The organism is Marinococcus sp. LNSP9103-4 (assembly GCF_056034345.1).
This window is the reverse complement of the sequence record NZ_JBQLIA010000005.1, coordinates 116,977-134,855: the sequence shown is the minus strand read 5'-3', so window position 1 is coordinate 134,855 and position 17,879 is coordinate 116,977. Positions and strand designations below refer to the sequence as shown.

Sequence of the window (17,879 nt, the reverse complement as noted above, 5' to 3'; positions counted from 1 at the left end):
CCTCCTTTCTTTTACTGTTCCAGGTCGAGGCCTTCAATCCCCGAGACAACGGAAGCAGCAAGCTCTTCATCCATCTCTTCGAGTATGGCAGCCTGCTCCTCCGGCTGCAGCGTGTACAAATGCTGGACAATAACTTCTGTTTCCTGCTGCCCGAGCACCGCTGCCGCAGTTGCCGGCTTCATTTCCTCATAAATTTTCTGGGCTGAACCGGTATTCCCGCCGCTTTCTTCCTCTTCATTATTCTTTTCTGTTTCTGATTCGAGCGTCAGTTCCTCAAGCTCTTCTTCCACGCTTTCAAGCTCCTGCTCCCGTTCATCCAGCCGCTGCTGCAGTTCGACGATTTCCTCTTCCTTGGCTTCGAGCTCTTCACCGGAAGCTCCGGCGTCATCGACACTTTCTTCGCTGCCGGTGACCGACTTCATTACGTCCTGGCCGAGCTGAGTAACATTTATCCCCATAAAGGACATAACAGCTACCGACAGAACAATGGCGAAAACAAGCGGGATAAGAAACAGCATGAAAAACCATTGAAAGAAACTGCCTTTTTTCTTTTCTTTTTCAGCCATAATGCTGCACCGTCTGCTTCTGAAGATACATTTGTACTGCTGTGTCATCCATGGCCATACGCTCATGCCGCTTTAATTTTTCCATATGTTTTGCTTCTTCTTTTTCTTTTATCAGCTCAAGCTTCCGGTTTTCACGCCATGCTTCCTGCATCGCTTTTTCTTCACGCTGCATCATCCAGCGCGCCTTGCTTACCGCTTCTTCAAGAACGGCTGCTTCCCGTTCATACATATGCAGCATTTTTTCCTGCTGACGAAGCTCCCGCACCGTCACTCCATGGGTCATTTTCTCCCGGTTTATTTCTTCTGCGTGCTCCTTGGAACGGAGCATTTCATAGAGGGTCCCTGCTTTCTGCTCAAACTGGTCCACTGCCTCATTGTAGGATTTCACCTTCTGGTCTTTTTCGCGATCTCTCAGCTGCAGCAGCTGTTCTAAAGAAAATTGGTAGGACATTAGGATGCTCCTTTCTCCATAACGTTTTGCAGCTTTTGCAGCGTCTGTTTCATGGTCGATGCTTCCATCGACCGCTGCTGGATAAGTGCTTCAACGGCAGGTAATTTTTCCAGTGCCTCGTCGGTTTCGGGGGAGCTGCCTTTGCGGTAGGCCCCAATTCGTATAAGGTCTTCTGCTTCCCGGTAAGCCGCAAGCCAGCTTTTCACTTTCGAGGCTGCCTCCTGATGAGCTTTATCCGTAACCTCTGACATCACCCGGCTGACGCTTTGAAGCACGTCGATGGCCGGAAAATGATTTTTATTCGCAAGCGACCGTTCGAGCACAAAGTGACCGTCAAGAATCCCGCGTACAGCGTCGGCAATCGGCTCGTTCATGTCGTCCCCGTCCACAAGCACCGTATAAAACGCGGTAATCGAGCCTTCGTTGCTTGTGCCGGTCCGCTCGAGCAGTCCCGGCAGGAGGGCGAATACTGACGGCGGGTATCCTTTTGTCGTAGGAGGCTCGCCAATCGCAAGGCCGATTTCTCTTCGTGCCATTGCAAATCGGGTGATGGAGTCCATCATGAAATTGACCTTTTTTCCTTTGGAACGAAAATATTCAGCAATAGCTGTGGCCGTGTAGGCTCCCTGGATCCGCATCGAAGCGGGCTGGTCGGAGGTCGCTACAATCAGCACTGATCTGGCCATCCCCTCTTCTCCGAGGTCGCGTTCGATAAAATCCCGGACCTCGCGTCCGCGCTCTCCGATAAGTGCGATTACGTTAATGTCGGCTTCCGTGTAGCGCGTGATCATCGAAAGCAGGGTGCTTTTCCCGACACCGCTTCCGGCAAATATGCCTATCCGCTGGCCTTCGCCCATCGTGAGCAGGCTGTCAATCACTCTTACACCGGTCGGCATGATGTTTTTAATCCTCGGGCGGTCAAGCGGAGCAGGTGGTGCTGCCTCCGAAGAAACGCTGACCAGTCCTTCCGGAAGCTCCTGATGATCCATCGGCTCTCCCATGCCATTTAGTACGCGCCCGACCAGCCCTGCTCCTGCCTTGATTTTCAGTGGCTTGCCGGTGGCTTCGACCGTACAGCCCGGGCTGATATTTTTTAACGACTCCAGCGGCATCAGCAGCACGTATTCCTGCCGGAACCCAACTACTTCAGCGGCCGTGGAACTGTCGCTTCCGACACCATATATGTAGCAGATGTCACCGACGTTTGTTTTCGGCCCGCGCGACTCCACCATTAATCCAATCACCCGTTCCACACTTCCATAGGAACGGTACAGAGACATCTGTTTCACCTGTTTCGCTGCATGCTCTGCTCTCATACCGGCATGCCCTCTTTAACAACAGCCTGAAGCTGTTTTTTTAATTCCTGGAGCTGAGTGTCAAGGGAGACGTCGAGCTTTCCGAAGTCCGTTTCGAGCACGCACTGCCGCTCTTTCATCTGCGCGTCAGGATAAATGGTCACCTTCTGGTCGCTCCCCGCCGCGCTCTGCAGCTCCTCTTTATACATTCGTAAATCTTCATAATCTTCCGCGCTGACGAGCACGCGGATGTTTCCCTGCTCACGCAGAGACCCAATCGCAGTCGACAGTTGCATCCGCCAGTGTTCATCCGGAAGCCACTCCGGGCCGAGCATTTTTTCAAGCGCCTGCACTGCAATATCGATCACCGTCGGTTCGGCTTCATTCAGGCGTTCATGAAAGGCCTGTTCAGCAGATTCTATGATCCGTCCGGCGTGGCTGATCTGTTCCTGCCACGCTTCGAAGCCTTTCTCCTCCCCGCTCTTAAAACCTTCGGCATATCCTTGCTGCTTGGCCTCTTCGGCCCATGCAGCAATACGCTCCCCGGCGTCTTTTTCTTCCTGTCTGATTTTTTCCTGGGTTTCCTTCCAGGCCTGTTCGGCCCGCTCATGCAGCCGCCCCGCCTCTTCTTTTAACTGTTCGGCCTGACGCTGCTGGAGAAAATGCTCGTCTGCCTGTGGAGACGCTTCTTCAAACACGATTTTTCTGGGCGCAATGGTTCGATGCTCTGCGCTGACGTGCGTGCGAAATACGTTAGACAATAACATCATCTCCTCCGCCGCGGGCAATGACGATTTCCCCCGTTTCTTCGAGTCTGCGTATAATACCGACAATTCTCGACTGTGCTTCTTCTACATCACGCAGCCGTACCGGCCCCATAAATTCCATTTCCTCCTGGAACGTTTCGGCCATCCGCTGGGACATGTTCTGGAAAACGACTTCTTTCACCTGCTCGCTTGCCACCTTAAGGGCAAGCTGCAAATCATCATTATTGACGTCGCGTACAACCCGCTGAATGGAGCGGTTATCAAGCGCCACCACGTCTTCAAACACAAACATCCGCTTTTTGATTTCTTCAGCCAGCTCCGGATCCTCCTGTTCCAGGGATTCAAGAATAATCTTTTCTGTGCTGCGGTCCACCCCGTTCAGCACCTCCACGACAGATTCAATGCCTCCTGCTTCGGTGAAATCCTGGGTGACGGATGTGGAAAGCTTTTGTTCAAGCACTGCTTCCACTTCGCTTACGATCTCCGGTGAAGTCCGGTCCATTTTTGCAATGCGCCGGGCTACATCAGTCTGCTGCGTTTCGGGCAGCTCCGACAATATCTGTCCAGCCTGGCCCGGTTCCAGGTAGGAAAGCACAAGGGCGATGGTCTGCGGATGCTCATTTTGAATGAAGTTCAGCACCTGGGAGGGCTCAGCCTTGCGGGCAAAATCAAACGGCTTTACCTGCAGCGATGATGTGAGGCGGTTGATCATATGCATCGCTTCCTCTTCGCCAAGCGCTTTTTCAAGCACGCTTTTGGCGTAGCCGATGCCTCCCTGGGAAATGTAATCCTGGGCAATCGCTATCTGATGAAATTCATTCATCACTTCTTCTTTTTTTGAGCTTTCTACCTTCCGGACGTTCGCAATTTCAAGCGTCAGCTTTTCAATCTCTTCTTCCCGTAAATGCTTATATACTTCGGCTGAAACGTCCGGGCCCAGTGAAATGAGCAGCACAGCTGCCTTTTGTTTCCCGGTCAGCGTTTCTTTTCTTTTCTGCAATTGCTGCTCCCCCTTTTAATCATCGGACAGCCAGGAACGAAGCAGCTTTGAAAATTCCTCCGGCTTTTCCTTTGCTAACTTCTCGAGCTGGTTTCGTTTCGTTTCTTCCTCGGTCATTTCCCTGCTGCTCTCGAGATCAGGTACCTCGCGCTGTTCAAATTTCGCAGCCTGGAAGGTTTCTTCTTTGGCTTCGGCTGGTTTTTTCCGACGGACGAGCCATACCACTAAAAAGATGAGGCCCAAAGCGCCGACAGCCATTAATGCATATGCCCACCACGGCAGGCCGCCTGCTTCCTGATCGATTTCTTCTGCGCCGAGGAAGGTCTGGGAGGAGATAGAGACTTTTTCTTCTACATCCATCTCCTCGCCTTCCACTTCAAGGTATTCTTTATCGATGCTCGTACTGATAACTGTTTCAAGCATACCCTGCATATTATCCATCGTCTCCGGCTCTAAAGAGTTCGGATCTTCCGGATCCGGCGGCTCCACCATCACCTGAATACCGAGGTCCCGGAGCTTGTACGGGCTTTCCTGAATTTCTTTATGAATACGGTTCACTTCATAATTAATCCGTTCTTCGGTCCGCTCTGAGTCGCCTGCTGCTTCTGTACCGGCCGGATAATTGGCTACGTCTTCCTCCCCTGCACCGACTTCTCCTTCTTCGAGCGGATCAACACCTTCATAGGCTTCAGCAATTTCTTCCGCGCTGACGGCGATGCCTTCCATTGTTTCTTCATCCACGGGCTCCACCAGGTCTTCCTCCCGGTTTTCCTTCGTAAAGTCGATGTCTGTCGTTACCGATACCATGACTTTATTCTGCCCCGCCACAGTGCCGAGCATCTGCTGGACTTCACGGCGGATGTCCTTTTCGATATCCTGCTGCACCGCACGCTGGTCCTCGTATTGATCCATGGCAGAGCCGGACGCACCATTTTCTTCATATGTATAATAGTTCATGCTTGTATCACTGATATCGATGTTTTCCACCGGCAGATCAGGCACACTTTTGGACACCAGGTTGTACAGGGTTTTCACCTGCTCCTGATCGAGCTCTCCAGTACCGCCCAAATCAACGTTCACCGATGCTGTCGCTGCTTCAGCTTCTTCGGCCACCCACGTAGACTCCTCCGGCATATTGATCATTACATCGGCACTTGACACTGCATCCATATTGGAAATTAACGCTTCAAGTTCAGTCTGCAGCGCTGCCCGTTCCATGACGGAAAATTCGTTGTCTGTCATTCCGAAGCCGGTCTGATCCTCAATAAAGCTGTAGTCAATCGCCCCGTCCTGTGGAAGCCCTTCGGCTGCCAGGTCAACCTTTAACGCATCCACCTGATCCTTCGGTACGCTGATGGTAGTTCCCTCATTCGATATTTCATATTTCACTCCGCGGGTGTCCAGCGTTTCTTTGATGCTGCCTGCTGTTTCCGGTTCCAGATCGGTGTAAAGAGGCTCAAAGTTTGTCCGCGAAAACAGCAGTATGCTGATGAGGAGAAAAAGAAAGATCGCCGTCGTGCCAAAAATATATATTCTTTTTTGTTTTTTACTGCGGCTGCTCCAATACGTTTTCGCCTTTTGGCTGTACTCTTTCCATTTTTCTTTCATAATTCCGCTTCATACCTTCCTCTTTACGATTACACCTGCATCCGCATCATTTCTTTGTAGGCTTCCACCGCCTTGTTTCTCACCTCGGTGGCCGTCTGCATGTAGACACTTCCTTTTTCCGCGGCAATCATCACATCATGCAGGTTGTCCGCTTCTCCGGTCACAAGCTTTTCCGTCATCCGGTCCGATTCAAGCTGGGCTTCATTGACTTTACTCATCGCCTCACTCATCGCTTTTTGAAATGAATCGCCGGTTTCCTTTACTGTCGCCTGGCCTGCCTCATTTGCTGTTTTCATTACCGGAGCCTGGCTATTCGTAATTTCCATTTGTCATCCTCCTTCCGTTATTAGTTTTTACCGATTTCAAGTGCTTTCATCATCATATTTTTATTGGCATTGAGTGCCGTGACGTTTGCCTCATACGAGCGTGAGGCCGAGGTCAAATCCGTCATTTCTTTTAAAGGATCCACATTTGGCATCTGTACGTAGCCTTCTTCATTGGCATCGGGATGCTCAGGCTGGTAAACCTCATCAAAAGGGGCATCATCCACCCCGATTTCCGACACCCGCACGCCGCCCTGGTCATTTAATGCTTTCGTTAAATTCGACTGAAAGGAATTGTCCTGCTTCGGACTCATGGAAACGGTTTTGCGCTGGTACGGCTGCCATTCCCCGTCAACGAGCCGCCCTCTCGTGGAATCCGCATTCGCAAGGTTGGAGCTTACGACATCCATTCTTAGGCGCTGTGCCGTCAAGGCCGAGCCGGAGGCTTGAATTCCATTAAAAATAGACATGCTTATGACCCTCCCCGGATAGCTGATTTAATGCCGCCAAATTTTCCATTAATACGATCGATAATGGCGTTATAATGCAGCTGGTTTTCCGAAAGCTCGGTCATTTCTTTGTCAATGTCTACGTTGTTTTCATTATTGTTATATGTATTGCCCTTCTGCTCGTATACGCTCGGAGTATTTTGATTATTCTGAAAAGAAAAGTGTTTTGCGTCTGTCCGTACAGCTTCCATCTGACTGCTGCTTTCTTCTTTCAGCATGTCCTGAAAGGAAACTTCCTTCGCTTTGTAGTTCGGGGTGTCAATATTGGCAATATTATCCGTAATTGCCTTCTGTCTAAGCGATGCCCCTTCGACACCCGCCTGTAATTTCTGCCACGTCCCGGATTGGAACAGTTCCATTTTCTCACCTCTGGCTTTTTAATTGATACTAAAGGTTTAGTTATTTACTTTTATATGAGCATTACTTCCTAAATTGAATAGAAAAAATGTACATTTGTCTAATCAATATCGCGGTTTTTGCATTTCAGTAACTTCCGTCTAAGAAGTTAAACTACTTTTTAATAGTTCTTTTATCCTTAATGTGCTTATTTATTGGATAGTATTCAATTTTCACCGGAATGCTGTCTTTCCTTCACGCCTCATGTTTTAGTTTAAGAGCAAAAAAAAGCGACCCCCGTGAAGGGATCGCCTGAAAGCCGTTAATCGTTATTTTTAATTTTCTCCAGCTCATACAGAAACTTGTTGTTTAACACTTTAATATAGGTTCCCTTCATGCCAAGGGATCTTGATTCGATCACGCCGGCGCTTTCAAGCTTACGCAGGGCGTTGACGATCACGGAGCGGGTGATACCGACACGGTCGGCAATTTTACTCGCTACAAGCAGCCCTTCCTTGCCGTCGAGCTCCTCGAAAATATGCTCTACCGCTTCGAGTTCGCTGTAGGAAAGGGAGCTGATAGCCATCTGAACAACGGCTTTACTTCTCGCTTCCTCTTCAATTTCCTGCGTTTTTTCATGGAGGATTTCCATGCCGACAACAGTCGCCCCGTACTCGGCGAGGATCAGATCATCATCATCAAACGTTTCGCTTAACCGGGCCAGAACGAGCGTGCCAAGACGCTGGCCGCCGCCGACAATCGGTACAATCGTTGTCAGGCCGGACGCAAATAATTCAGCGCTTTCCTGCGGAAATGCCGTGTATTCACTCTGCACATCCAGATTCGGGGAGGTTTCATTAATGCCGAACAGCCCTGAGGTATACTCCTGCGGGAACTGACGCTCCTCTAAAATCCGCTGCATTTTTTCGTGCTCGATTTCCTGCTCGATCGAGTAGCCGAGCAGCTTCCCGCGGCGGCTGACTACAAACACATTAGCCCCGATAATTTCCTGAAGGGTTTCGGCCATGTCTTTAAAATTGACGTGGTCCCCCTGTGTTTTCTGTAACATTTCATTAATTCTTCTGCTTCTTGTTAACAAATCCATGCTGATTCTCCTCCTGATTTATGCTACAAAATGTACCGGCTGACGTCCCGGTCCCTGGCGATCGTGGCCAGTTTATCATTGACGTACTCCGGCGTAATGGTAATAGCGTCCATAGTAATTTCCGGCGCCTCGAAGGACAGATCTTCGAGCAGTCTTTCAAGCAGCGTATGCAGCCGTCTCGCACCGATATTTTCTGTCTGCTGATTGACCGCTTCCGCTAATTCTGCAATAGTGTCGACCGCTTCATCTGTAAACGTTACTTCAATGCCTTCGGTACGGATGAGAGCCTGATACTGCTTCGTAAGAGCCTGGTCCGGCTCCCGCAGAATCCGGGCAAAATCTGCTGCCCCTAAGTTATCTAGTTCGACACGCACCGGAAATCTTCCTTGCAGCTCAGGAATTAAATCGGAAGGCTTAGCCGTATGAAAAGCACCGGCGGCGATAAACAGCATGTGATCGGTACGCACCGGCCCGTACTTCGTATTAACCGTTGATCCTTCCACAATCGGCAGAATGTCCCGCTGTACGCCTTCACGCGAAACGTCCGCACTGCTGCTTTCCTTTTTACCGGTCACTTTATCAATTTCATCCAGGAACACAATTCCCAGCTGCTCCGCGCGATAAACAGCTTCTGTACTGACTTCGTCCATATCGATCATTTTCTGGGCTTCCTGCTCGGTCAGCACCTTGCGTGCTTCGCTCACAGGGAGGGTGCGGCTGCTCGTTTTCTTTGGCATCATGTTCCCGAGCATCTCCTGCATGTTCATGCCCATCTGCTCCATGCCGCCGCCCTGAAACATGTCACCCATGGAGCCGGACTGCTGTTCGACCTCTATGGTCACTTTGCGGTCTTCAAGCTCGCCCATCTCCAGCTGCTTCTGCAGCTGACGGCGCTGTTCACGCAGATCACTGTTGTCCGAAGTGTCTGTCTCTTCCTCTTCATCATTGTCCTCATTCTGCTGAAAAAGCATCCCGAACGGATTGCCGGAGTTGTTGTCCGCCTGACGATTTTTGCGTTTTCTCGGAGCAAGCAGCCGGACAATTTTTTTATTCGCAGCTTTTTCTGCTTTTTCCTGTACGGAGGCTGTTTTTTCTTCCTTTACAATACGTACGGCGACCTCCACCAGATCCCGGATCATCGATTCCACGTCACGGCCGACATAGCCGACTTCCGTGAATTTCGTGGCTTCCACCTTCGAAAACGGGGCACCCACAAGCTTCGCAATCCGGCGGGCAATTTCTGTTTTACCTACGCCCGTCGGTCCGATCATCAAAATATTTTTCGGCGTTACTTCCTCCTGAAGCTGTTCGGGCAGTTTGCTTCTGCGGTACCGGTTGCGAAGAGCTACCGCAACAGACCGTTTCGCTTCATTCTGGCCGATAATATATTGATCGAGCCGTTCTACAATCTGTTTGGGTGTCATCGAAATTTCCATTAATAAGCCCCCTTAGCGGACTATGTTTTAAGATTCCAAATCTTCAATTATGATTTCATGGTTGGTGAAAACACATATATCTGCTGCTGTCTGCAGCGAAGCCTCGGCCATTTCCCGGGCGGTCAGGTGCGTGGCATGCTTTTTGAGTGCCCGTCCGGCGCTGAGCGCAAAATTGCCCCCGGAGCCGATCGCAAGCATATTATCATCAGGCTCGATTACCTCTCCTGTGCCCGCGACCAAAAGCATGGTGGATTTATCCATAACAATGAGCATCGCTTCCAGACGCCGCAGCGTTTTATCGCTGCGCCAGTCCTTGGCAAGCTCGACGGCAGCACGCTGCAGATTGCCGCTCCACTGCTCGAGTTTTTCTTCAAACAAGTCAAACAGTGTAAACGCGTCAGCTACCGATCCGGCAAAGCCGGCGAGAACTTTCCCGTTGTACAGCCGTCTCACCTTTCGTGCCGTATGCTTCATAACCACCTGCTGGCCGAGCGTCACCTGGCCGTCGCCGGCCATCGCTCCTTCACCGTCGTGATGGACAGCGTATATTGTTGTGGCGTGAAAGGATGGTTCCATAGTTATTCACGCTTCCTTTCTGCTCTTGGATGCGCATGTCGATACACATCCTGTAGCCGTTCTTTCGTGACATGGGTATAAATCTGGGTTGTTGATAAATTGGCATGGCCGAGAAGATCCTGCACGACCCGCAGGTCCGCCCCGTGATTGAGCAGATGTGTCGCAAACGTATGCCTCAGATCATGAGGAGAAATACGAAGCGTGCTTGAGACCTTTTTCACCCGTTCGTTGATGACATGGCGGAATCCACGGTCGGTCAGCGGACCGCCCCGGGCGTTTAAAAACAGCTGGCCGGTCGGCACGCTGCTTTTGGCTGACAGCTCCGGCCGCACCTCCGTTTTGTAAAGCTCCACGGCTTCCTGGGCAAAGCTTCCTACCGGCACGTACCTCTCCTTCCGGCCTTTTCCCTTCACCAGAATGGTGCCAAGATAGTCATCGAGGTCATCGGCCTGCAGCTGCTGGCATTCGCTGATGCGCATGCCTGTCGCATAAAGCAGCTCCATAATGGCTTTATCCCTGATATCAAGCGGCTTGCTCATATCAAATGAAGCAAACAGCGATTCGATCTCTTCTTCATATAAAAAGTGGGGGAGCGGCCGCTCTTTTTTCGGATGGCTCGCTCCGATGAACGGATTCTGTTCAATATATTCTTCACGCTGCAGATAGCGGAAATACGCACGCAGCGCGGAGATTTTCCGCGCTACTGTCGCCCTCGCATACGAGCGGTCGTACATGCTGCTGTAGTAGAGGCGGACGAGCGTTGGATCAACATCCTCCACGTGCTTCCAGCCCTCCTGCTGCATAAACGCTTCAAATTCAATCAAGTCCTGTTCGTAAGCTGTTTTTGTATAGGAGGAAATGTTTTTTTCAAGCTCCAGATAGCGGAAAAATTCTTCCCTCCAGGTTAATAGCGGGTTCATCAGCTTTTTGCTCCTTTGCACTTTCGGCTTCCCTCTGCGGGTCTGTTGCCGCCTTATGAAGACAAAAGCTAGTAAATCGTATCATAAACCCTGCAGCCTAGCAATCATATTTGGACTTTTTTCTTAAAATTCTGAATGGCATCCAGAGCCCGTTCTGCGTAGTATTCATTGCGTTCCCGCTTGTTTTTGATTTTCTGCTCCGGGGCGGGCAGCAGGCCGAAGTTGGCGTTCATCGGCTGAAAGTTTTTGGCGCCGGCCGTCGTAATATAGTGACTCATGGCACCGATCACCGTTTCCTTCGGGAAGGTGTCCGTTTCTTCCTGCAAATATTGTTTTGCCGCATTCCATCCAGCGACCAGCCCGGAAGCAGCTGATTCCACGTAGCCTTCCACACCGGTAATCTGTCCGGCGAAGAACAAATCACTGCGGGCCTTCGTCTGATAGGTCGGATTCAGGAAGTTCGGGGAATTCAAAAATGTATTGCGGTGCATCACGCCGTAGCGGACGATATCGGCATTTTCAAGCCCCGGGATTAAACGGATTACTTCCTTCTGAGGTCCCCATTTGAGATGCGTCTGGAAGCCGACAATGTTAAAGAGCGTGCCTTCCTGGTTGTCCTGGCGCAGCTGCACGACGGCGTGCGGGCGCTCCCCTGTTTCCGGGTGCTCCAGACCGACCGGCTTCATCGGGCCGAACAGCAGGGTCTTTTTGCCTCTGCGGGCAATTTCCTCGACCGGCATACAGCCTTCAAAAAAGATGTTTTTTTCAAATTCGCGCAGCGGAACAACTTCTGCTTCCACCAGTGCATCGTAGAAGCGGTCAAATTCCTCTTCTGTCATCGGACAGTTGATGTACGCAGCTTCTCCTTTATCGTACCTGGATTTTACATACGCTTTGTCCATATCGATGCTGTCTGTTTCCACAATCGGCGCCGCTGCATCGTAAAAGTACAAATGCTCTTCGCCGGTCAGGTTAAAAATATCCTCAGAGAGCGACTCAGTGGTCAGCGGACCCGTGGCAATAATTGCCGGTTCATCCGGTATATGGGTCACTTCCTCCGATACCACTTCCACGAGCGGATGATTTTTTACTTTTTCCGTGACCTTCGCGGCAAATTCATGCCGGTCTACGGCAAGGGCGCCGCCTGCCGGCACCGAAGCTGCGTCTGCTGCCTCGATAATCACGCTGTCGAGGTGTCTCATTTCTTCCTTTAATACGCCGACGGCATTTGTAAGGTTGTTGGCCCGAAGGGAATTACTGCAGACCAGCTCCGCAAATTTATCGGTATGGTGGGCGGCCGTCTGTTTGTTTGGACGCATTTCGTGAAGCTTGACCGGCACGCCCTGTTTTGCAAGCTGCCATGCCGCTTCGCTTCCGGCTAGCCCTGCACCGACGATATGAACAGGTGTACTTTTCATGATAAAAACTCCTTTCCCTTTTGAAAGCGCAGGCAACTATTCCTTTCGGAAGCAGTCAGACCTGCGCTGTAACCAGTCATTTTTAATTTGGTTCTTCCTTATAATCACATTCAGAGCACTGGACGTGTACGCCTTTTTTCGTCTTTTTCTCCACAAGCATATTTTCACATTTCGGACACGGTCGGGCAATCGGTTTATCCCAGGAAACAAATTCGCAGTCCGGGTACCGGTCGCAGCCGTAAAAGATCCGCTTTTTCTTACTTCGGCGTTCAACGACATTTCCCTCTTTACATTTCGGGCATTTCACGCCAATATCTTTGACAATCGCTTTCGTATTACGGCATTCCGGAAAATTGGAGCAGGCCATAAACTTTCCGTAACGGCCCATTTTATATACCATCGGATGGCCGCACTGCTCGCAGTCTTCGCCTGCCGGCTCATCTTTGATTTCGACTTCTTCCATTTCTTCCTCGGCTTTTTTCAGCCTTGGCTCAAATCCCTGGTAAAATTCATCGATAATCTCGATCCAATTTTGTTTTCCTTCTTCAATATAGTCAAGATCGTTCTCCATCTTTGCGGTAAATTCCACATCAAGAATTTCCGGGAAGAATTCCACGACCAGATCCATGACGATTTCACCGAGCTCCGTTGGCACGAAACGTTTTTCTTCAAGTGCTACGTAGTTCCGGCGCTGCACTGTATCGAGCGTCGGCGCATATGTGGATGGCCGGCCGATGCCCATTTCCTCCATCGTCCGAACGAGCCGGGCTTCTGTGTAACGCGGCGGCGGCTGGGTGAAATGCTGATTTTCTTCCATATCCGTCCGGGTGACCATCTGGCCCTCCTGAAGATCCGGAAGCATTTTATCCTCTTCTTTTTTTCCGTCATCCTGGCCTTCCACGTACACCTTCATAAAGCCGGGGAATTTCACTTTAGAGCCGGTCGCCCGGAACAGCACGCCTTCATTATCAAGGTCCACCGACATAGTGTCCATAACAGCCGGGGCCATTTCACTCGCCACCAGACGTTCCCAGATGAGCTTGTACAGCCGGTACTGGTCTCTTGAGAGCGAGCTTTTCACCTGTTTTGGTTCATACATGATCGATGTCGGCCGGATCGCCTCGTGGGCATCCTGGCTGTTGCTGCTTTTAGCATTCTTACGTTCGCCATGGCGGATGTATTCTTCGCCGTACTTTTCCGTAATAAACGTCCGTGCTTCTTCCTTGGCGGTTTGGGAGACCCTGGTGGAGTCTGTCCGCATATAGGTGATTAAACCGACAGTGCCAGCCGGTTTACCCAAATCAATACCTTCATACAGCTGCTGGGCCACCATCATCGTCTTTTTCGCACGGAAATTCAGCTTTCGCGCTGCCTCCTGCTGCAGGGACGAGGTCGTGAACGGCTGTACCGGATTTCGTTTACGTTCTTTTCTCGTGACCTTTGTTACTTCAAACTGATCGCCTTTCATCTTTTGAAGCACGCCGTCAACGTCTTCCCGGGAGGCAAGCGCCTGCTTTTCTTTCGCTGTGCCGTGAAATTTCGCTTCAAATTCCGCGTCCCCGTCCGAGAACGTTCCATTAATACTCCAGTATTCTTCCGGAATAAACGCCTTGATTTCTTTTTCCCGGTCAATAATCATTTTTACAGCAATCGACTGTACCCGTCCGGCACTCAATCCTTTTTTCACTTTCTTCCATAGTAATGGACTAATGTTGTAGCCGACGAGGCGGTCAAGTATCCGGCGGGCCTGCTGGGCGTCCACAAGATCCATATTGATGGATCGGGGATGCTTAAATGCATCCTTCACCGCCGTTTTTGTAATTTCGTTAAAAACAACCCGGCATTCCGAATCCTCATCAATGTTTAAGCTGTGCGCCAGATGCCAGGCAATAGCTTCACCCTCTCTGTCAGGGTCGGCTGCGAGATATACTTTTTTCGCTTTTTTTGCAGCCGTTTTTAATTCTTTTAAAACTGGACCTTTCCCGCGTATCGTTATATATTTCGGGTCATAATTGTTTTCAGTGTCGACTCCCATTTGGCTTTTCGGCAGATCTCTTACGTGCCCCATTGAAGCTTTCACCGCATATTTTTTCCCTAAATACTTTTCGATTGTTTTTGCTTTTGCGGGAGATTCCACGATGACTAAATAGTCGGCCATTCCTCTTCTCCCCTTTGTCTCAATGAAATATTACCATTATTAACTCGAATAAATTACTCTGTCAAATAGTGATGCTTTTATGATCTTAATCGTTTCAGTGCGTTTTGTGCTTGAAATCACAATTATTCTTTCACAGTTTACCGAACGTGTCTAGCATAACATACGGAAAATTTAAAATTCCGTTTCAATTCCGTCAGCTGTTATGAGACGCTGTCCACCTGCCGGATATGCTTAAATCCTCCGGCTGGAGAACCGGGAGAGCACCGTCATAAATCAGCTGATTTGTACCCGCACTCTGCTTGGAAAACACGGATCCCGGCAGTGCGCAGACCTCCCTGCCCTGTTCAAGCGCAAGCGATGCCGTAATGAGGGAACCGCTGTTTACATCCGCTTCCACCACAAATATTTTATCAGACAGACCGCTGATAATGCGGTTTCTGGCCGGAAAGTGCCATTTTTTCGGTGATCTGTCCGGAGGATATTCGCTCAAAAGCAGCCCCGCGGCAGCAATATTTTTTGCCAGAGCGAGATGCTCCTTCGGATAAATACGCCCAAATCCGGAGCCTAGCACCGCAATAGCCGGCGCTCCCATTGTTAATGCCTGCCGGTGGGCGTGCCCGTCCACCCCTCTTGCCAGTCCGCTGACAATCTGCACCTGCCCAGGAGGAAGAAATGCTTCCACAGCTGCTCTGCCGTAGGAAGTCATGCTCCGGGAGCCGACTACCGCCAGCCGGGGGCTGTCTTGAAGCAGCTCTGTGTTCCCTTTCGTGTAAAGCACCCACGGCGCATCGTATATTGACTTTAAAGACGACGGATAGCGTTCGTCAAAATATGTAATCCACCCGATACCCTGCTCCCGGTACCAAGCGAGCCTCCGCTGCACGGCAAGCTGGGACATATATTCCCGCCAGGCAGTCAAATGGGCGCTGTTTACAGGCAGAAGATGAGGGTGCGTAAAAGGTAAAAGTAATTCACGGTCACGGCGCAGCAGCTCTGCTACGTGCTTCCATTGAAAATAGGGAAATTCGTGGACAGCCAGAAGCCGTTCATTAAAGGAGAGATTTTGCATGAGGAGTAGTCCTTTCATGGGGGAATAATGGTTTTAGGGGGAACACGGGGAAGAAAAAGAAAACCTCCGCCTGCCCGAAAGAGGCAGCGGAGGGCGGTTATTTTATACTTGCGGTTCGTGGGTGAGGCATTTTTCGTGCAGACCGCGTTCTTTCAGAACGTTGATCATCGTATCACCGATTTCTGCCGGTGTCGCTGCTACCTGCACGCCGCTTTCGTTTAACGTTTTAATTTTTTCCTCTGCGGTGCCTTTACCGCCGGAAATAATCGCGCCGGCGTGGCCCATCCGTTTTCCTGGAGGGGCTGTCGCACCGCCGATGAAGCCGACTACTGGCTTGGTCATATTCTGCTTGACCCATTCAGCTGCTTCTTCCTCAGCTGTGCCGCCGATTTCACCGATCATGATCACGGCTTCTGTATCCGGATCGTCATTAAAGGCCTGCAGCACGTCGGTAAAGCTTGTGCCGTTTACCGGGTCGCCGCCGATACCGACAGCTGTCGACTGGCCGATGCCTGCTTTGGTAAGCTGGTCTACGGCTTCATACGTCAGTGTACCCGAACGGGAAACAACACCTACGTGTCCTTTTTTATGAATGTAGCCCGGCATAATGCCGATTTTGCACTCGTCCGGTGTAATAACGCCCGGGCAGTTTGGACCGACAAGGCGGGTGCGCTTGCCTTCCATAAAACGCTTCACTTTAATCATATCAAGAACCGGGATGCCTTCAGTGATGCAGATGGCAAGATCAAGGTCTGCGTCCACTGCTTCAATGATCGCGTCCGCTGCGAAAGCAGGCGGAACGTAAATAACCGACACGGTAGCACCGGTTGCTTCTATTGCATCATCAAGCGTGTTGAAAACCGGCACGCCTTCAACTTCCGTGCCGCCTTTACCCGGCGTCACGCCGCCGACGATTTTCGTACCGTACTCTAACGCCTGCTGAGTGTGAAAGAGGCCGGTAGATCCTGTAATTCCCTGAACAACTACTTTTGTATCCTTATTAATATAAATGCTCATAGGTCGATGGTCCCTGCCTTTCTATTGAACTAACGAAACAATTTTTTGCGCACCGTCTGCCATAGAGTCCGCTGCTGTAATATTCAATCCGGATTTTTCCAGAATTTCTTTGCCTTTTTCTACGTTCGTGCCTTCCAAACGTACAACAAGCGGAATCTCCAGTCCAGTCTGCTTCGTAGCTTCCACTACCCCGTCAGCGATGACGTCGCACTTCATGATTCCACCGAAGATGTTAACGTAAATGCCTTTAACAGCATCATCTTCAAGGATAATTTTAAATGCTTCCGTTACTTTTTCAGCCGTCGCACCGCCGCCAACATCCAGGAAGTTCGCCGGATCGCCGCTGTAGTGCTTAATGATATCCATTGTAGCCATCGCAAGACCGGCACCATTGACCATGCAGCCGATATTGCCGTCGAGGGCAATGTAGCTTAAGTCGTATTTGGAAGCTTCGATTTCCTTAGGATCCTCTTCATCGAGGTCACGGTAATCAAGTATTTCTTTTTGACGATAAAGGGCGTTTGAATCAAAATTGAATTTCGCATCAAGCGCCATTACTTTCCCGTCCCCGGTCGTTACGAGCGGGTTAATTTCTGCGATAGAGCAGTCGTTGTCGATAAATACTTTGGACAGGCCAAGCATGAACTTCACTGCTTCTTTCAGAAGGTCTGTCGGTATATTCATGTTAAATGCCATACGACGGGCCTGATAAGGCTGCATACCGATAGCTGGATCAATGTATTCGCGGAATATTTTTTCCGGATTTTCTTCAGCTACTTCTTCGATCTCTGTTCCGCCTTCTTCAGAGCCCATCATCACAATGCGGGACGATACACGGTCGAGCACAACACCTAAGTAGTATTCCTTCTTGATGTCGCTTCCCTCTTCGATGTAAAGACGTTTCACTTCTTTACCTTCCGGTCCGGTCTGATGGGTAACCAGTGTTTTGCCGAGGATTTCGTCAGCATATTTGCGGACGTCATCGAGGTTTTTAGCGAGCTTGACCCCGCCGGCTTTCCCTCTTCCACCTGCGTGGATCTGGGCTTTTACCACCGTTACGTCAGAACCCAGTTCTTTTGCGGCTGCTTCTGCTTCATCTACCGTAAATGCAACTTTTCCGTTAGGGACTGCCACTCCGTATTTACGAAGGAGCTCTTTTCCCTGGTACTCATGAATATTCATGCTTTTTCCCCCTCACCGTTACAATACGAATCCTTCTATCGACTGTGTAAGTGATTACAAAATCGAATCTGGGCAGAACGAAAGCCTCTAAATAGCCTCGCTCTCTCCCACACATCCTTTATCGTATAGAAATTTAGAAAAAA

Annotated in this window: 18 protein-coding genes; all 18 read right to left on the bottom strand. The window is 50.3% G+C overall.

Going from position 1 to position 17,879, the window contains the following annotated elements; all coding sequences use genetic code 11:
- Positions 1 to 11: 11 nt before the first annotated feature.
- Positions 12 to 566: a MotE family protein gene (locus ACTRXG_RS05555; RefSeq protein WP_474284272.1), complete on the bottom strand. Its 555-nt coding sequence runs from the start codon at positions 564 to 566 to the stop codon at positions 12 to 14.
- On the bottom strand, positions 559 to 1,017 hold the full coding sequence (fliJ, locus tag ACTRXG_RS05550) for a flagellar export protein FliJ (RefSeq protein WP_474284271.1): 459 nt from the start codon (positions 1,015 to 1,017) through the stop codon (positions 559 to 561). Before fliJ ends, ACTRXG_RS05555 begins: the two co-directional genes overlap by 8 nt.
- On the bottom strand, positions 1,017 to 2,333 hold the full coding sequence (gene fliI, locus ACTRXG_RS05545; RefSeq protein ID WP_474280406.1) for a flagellar protein export ATPase FliI: 1,317 nt from the start codon (positions 2,331 to 2,333) through the stop codon (positions 1,017 to 1,019). Before fliI ends, fliJ begins: the two co-directional genes overlap by 1 nt.
- On the bottom strand, positions 2,330 to 3,073 hold the full coding sequence (fliH, locus tag ACTRXG_RS05540; protein WP_474284270.1) for a flagellar assembly protein FliH: 744 nt from the start codon (positions 3,071 to 3,073) through the stop codon (positions 2,330 to 2,332). The genes fliI and fliH overlap by 4 nt, the downstream gene beginning before the upstream one ends.
- Positions 3,066 to 4,079, bottom strand: a complete 1,014-nt coding sequence (gene fliG, locus ACTRXG_RS05535; protein ID WP_474260491.1) for a flagellar motor switch protein FliG — start codon at positions 4,077 to 4,079, stop codon at positions 3,066 to 3,068. The genes fliH and fliG overlap by 8 nt, the downstream gene beginning before the upstream one ends.
- Before the next feature lie 15 nt (positions 4,080 to 4,094).
- Positions 4,095 to 5,687: a flagellar basal-body MS-ring/collar protein FliF gene (fliF, locus tag ACTRXG_RS05530; protein WP_474284269.1), complete on the bottom strand. Its 1,593-nt coding sequence runs from the start codon at positions 5,685 to 5,687 to the stop codon at positions 4,095 to 4,097.
- Between the two features lie 29 nt (positions 5,688 to 5,716).
- Positions 5,717 to 6,013, bottom strand: a complete 297-nt coding sequence (gene fliE / locus ACTRXG_RS05525; RefSeq protein ID WP_474260487.1) for a flagellar hook-basal body complex protein FliE — start codon at positions 6,011 to 6,013, stop codon at positions 5,717 to 5,719.
- A gap of 20 nt (positions 6,014 to 6,033) precedes the next feature.
- Positions 6,034 to 6,480, bottom strand: coding sequence for a flagellar basal body rod protein FlgC (gene flgC / locus ACTRXG_RS05520; RefSeq protein ID WP_298784326.1), 447 nt, complete (start codon positions 6,478 to 6,480; stop codon positions 6,034 to 6,036).
- A 2-nt stretch (positions 6,481 to 6,482) separates the two neighbouring features.
- Positions 6,483 to 6,878 (bottom strand): flagellar basal body rod protein FlgB, encoded by a 396-nt coding sequence (gene flgB, locus ACTRXG_RS05515; protein ID WP_474284268.1) that lies wholly within the window; start codon positions 6,876 to 6,878, stop codon positions 6,483 to 6,485.
- A 299-nt stretch (positions 6,879 to 7,177) separates the two neighbouring features.
- Positions 7,178 to 7,960, bottom strand: a complete 783-nt coding sequence (codY, locus tag ACTRXG_RS05510; protein WP_091610307.1) for a GTP-sensing pleiotropic transcriptional regulator CodY — start codon at positions 7,958 to 7,960, stop codon at positions 7,178 to 7,180.
- Between the two features lie 23 nt (positions 7,961 to 7,983).
- Entirely contained in the window at positions 7,984 to 9,396 is a 1,413-nt protein-coding gene (gene hslU, locus ACTRXG_RS05505) for an ATP-dependent protease ATPase subunit HslU (RefSeq protein ID WP_474260483.1), read from the bottom strand.
- A 27-nt stretch (positions 9,397 to 9,423) separates the two neighbouring features.
- Positions 9,424 to 9,972 (bottom strand): ATP-dependent protease subunit HslV, encoded by a 549-nt coding sequence (hslV, locus tag ACTRXG_RS05500; RefSeq protein WP_474260481.1) that lies wholly within the window; start codon positions 9,970 to 9,972, stop codon positions 9,424 to 9,426.
- Positions 9,973 to 9,974: 2 nt separating this feature from the next.
- On the bottom strand, positions 9,975 to 10,892 hold the full coding sequence (gene xerC, locus ACTRXG_RS05495) for a tyrosine recombinase XerC (RefSeq protein WP_474277328.1): 918 nt from the start codon (positions 10,890 to 10,892) through the stop codon (positions 9,975 to 9,977).
- Positions 10,893 to 10,996: 104 nt separating this feature from the next.
- Positions 10,997 to 12,310 carry an FADH(2)-oxidizing methylenetetrahydrofolate--tRNA-(uracil(54)-C(5))-methyltransferase TrmFO gene (gene trmFO, locus ACTRXG_RS05490; RefSeq protein WP_474284267.1) on the bottom strand — a complete coding sequence of 438 codons (1,314 nt, stop codon included), beginning with the start codon at positions 12,308 to 12,310 and terminating at the stop codon, positions 10,997 to 10,999.
- An 82-nt stretch (positions 12,311 to 12,392) separates the two neighbouring features.
- Positions 12,393 to 14,468, bottom strand: a complete 2,076-nt coding sequence (gene topA, locus ACTRXG_RS05485) for a type I DNA topoisomerase (protein ID WP_474260475.1) — start codon at positions 14,466 to 14,468, stop codon at positions 12,393 to 12,395.
- A gap of 193 nt (positions 14,469 to 14,661) precedes the next feature.
- The gene (gene dprA / locus ACTRXG_RS05480) at positions 14,662 to 15,537 is read right to left on the bottom strand and encodes a DNA-processing protein DprA (protein WP_474284266.1); all 876 of its coding nucleotides are present in this window, start codon (positions 15,535 to 15,537) and stop codon (positions 14,662 to 14,664) included.
- A gap of 102 nt (positions 15,538 to 15,639) precedes the next feature.
- Positions 15,640 to 16,554, bottom strand: coding sequence for a succinate--CoA ligase subunit alpha (gene sucD / locus ACTRXG_RS05475; RefSeq protein ID WP_474284265.1), 915 nt, complete (start codon positions 16,552 to 16,554; stop codon positions 15,640 to 15,642).
- A gap of 21 nt (positions 16,555 to 16,575) precedes the next feature.
- Positions 16,576 to 17,736, bottom strand: a complete 1,161-nt coding sequence (sucC, locus tag ACTRXG_RS05470; protein WP_022792755.1) for an ADP-forming succinate--CoA ligase subunit beta — start codon at positions 17,734 to 17,736, stop codon at positions 16,576 to 16,578.
- Positions 17,737 to 17,879 lie beyond the last annotated feature (143 nt).

What these genes read in the sequence shown, in the direction of transcription:
- fliE (WP_474260487.1), bottom strand. Translation starts at nt 6,013, where the DNA reads ATGGAAATTACGAATAGCCAGGCTCCGGTAATGAAAACAGCAAATGAG.
- flgC (WP_298784326.1), bottom strand. Translation starts at nt 6,480, where the DNA reads ATGTCTATTTTTAATGGAATTCAAGCCTCCGGCTCGGCCTTGACGGCA.
- hslV (WP_474260481.1), bottom strand. Translation starts at nt 9,972, where the DNA reads ATGGAACCATCCTTTCACGCCACAACAATATACGCTGTCCATCACGAC.
- codY (WP_091610307.1), bottom strand. Translation starts at nt 7,960, where the DNA reads ATGGATTTGTTAACAAGAAGCAGAAGAATTAATGAAATGTTACAGAAA.
- ACTRXG_RS05555 (WP_474284272.1), bottom strand. Translation starts at nt 566, where the DNA reads ATGGCTGAAAAAGAAAAGAAAAAAGGCAGTTTCTTTCAATGGTTTTTC.
- topA (WP_474260475.1), bottom strand. Translation starts at nt 14,468, where the DNA reads ATGGCCGACTATTTAGTCATCGTGGAATCTCCCGCAAAAGCAAAAACA.
- fliJ (WP_474284271.1), bottom strand. Translation starts at nt 1,017, where the DNA reads ATGTCCTACCAATTTTCTTTAGAACAGCTGCTGCAGCTGAGAGATCGC.
- xerC (WP_474277328.1), bottom strand. Translation starts at nt 10,892, where the DNA reads ATGAACCCGCTATTAACCTGGAGGGAAGAATTTTTCCGCTATCTGGAG.
- sucC (WP_022792755.1), bottom strand. Translation starts at nt 17,736, where the DNA reads ATGAATATTCATGAGTACCAGGGAAAAGAGCTCCTTCGTAAATACGGA.
- fliF (WP_474284269.1), bottom strand. Translation starts at nt 5,687, where the DNA reads ATGAAAGAAAAATGGAAAGAGTACAGCCAAAAGGCGAAAACGTATTGG.
- hslU (WP_474260483.1), bottom strand. Translation starts at nt 9,396, where the DNA reads ATGGAAATTTCGATGACACCCAAACAGATTGTAGAACGGCTCGATCAA.
- flgB (WP_474284268.1), bottom strand. Translation starts at nt 6,878, where the DNA reads ATGGAACTGTTCCAATCCGGGACGTGGCAGAAATTACAGGCGGGTGTC.
- sucD (WP_474284265.1), bottom strand. Translation starts at nt 16,554, where the DNA reads ATGAGCATTTATATTAATAAGGATACAAAAGTAGTTGTTCAGGGAATT.
- dprA (WP_474284266.1), bottom strand. Translation starts at nt 15,537, where the DNA reads ATGCAAAATCTCTCCTTTAATGAACGGCTTCTGGCTGTCCACGAATTT.
- fliI (WP_474280406.1), bottom strand. Translation starts at nt 2,333, where the DNA reads ATGAGAGCAGAGCATGCAGCGAAACAGGTGAAACAGATGTCTCTGTAC.
- trmFO (WP_474284267.1), bottom strand. Translation starts at nt 12,310, where the DNA reads ATGAAAAGTACACCTGTTCATATCGTCGGTGCAGGGCTAGCCGGAAGC.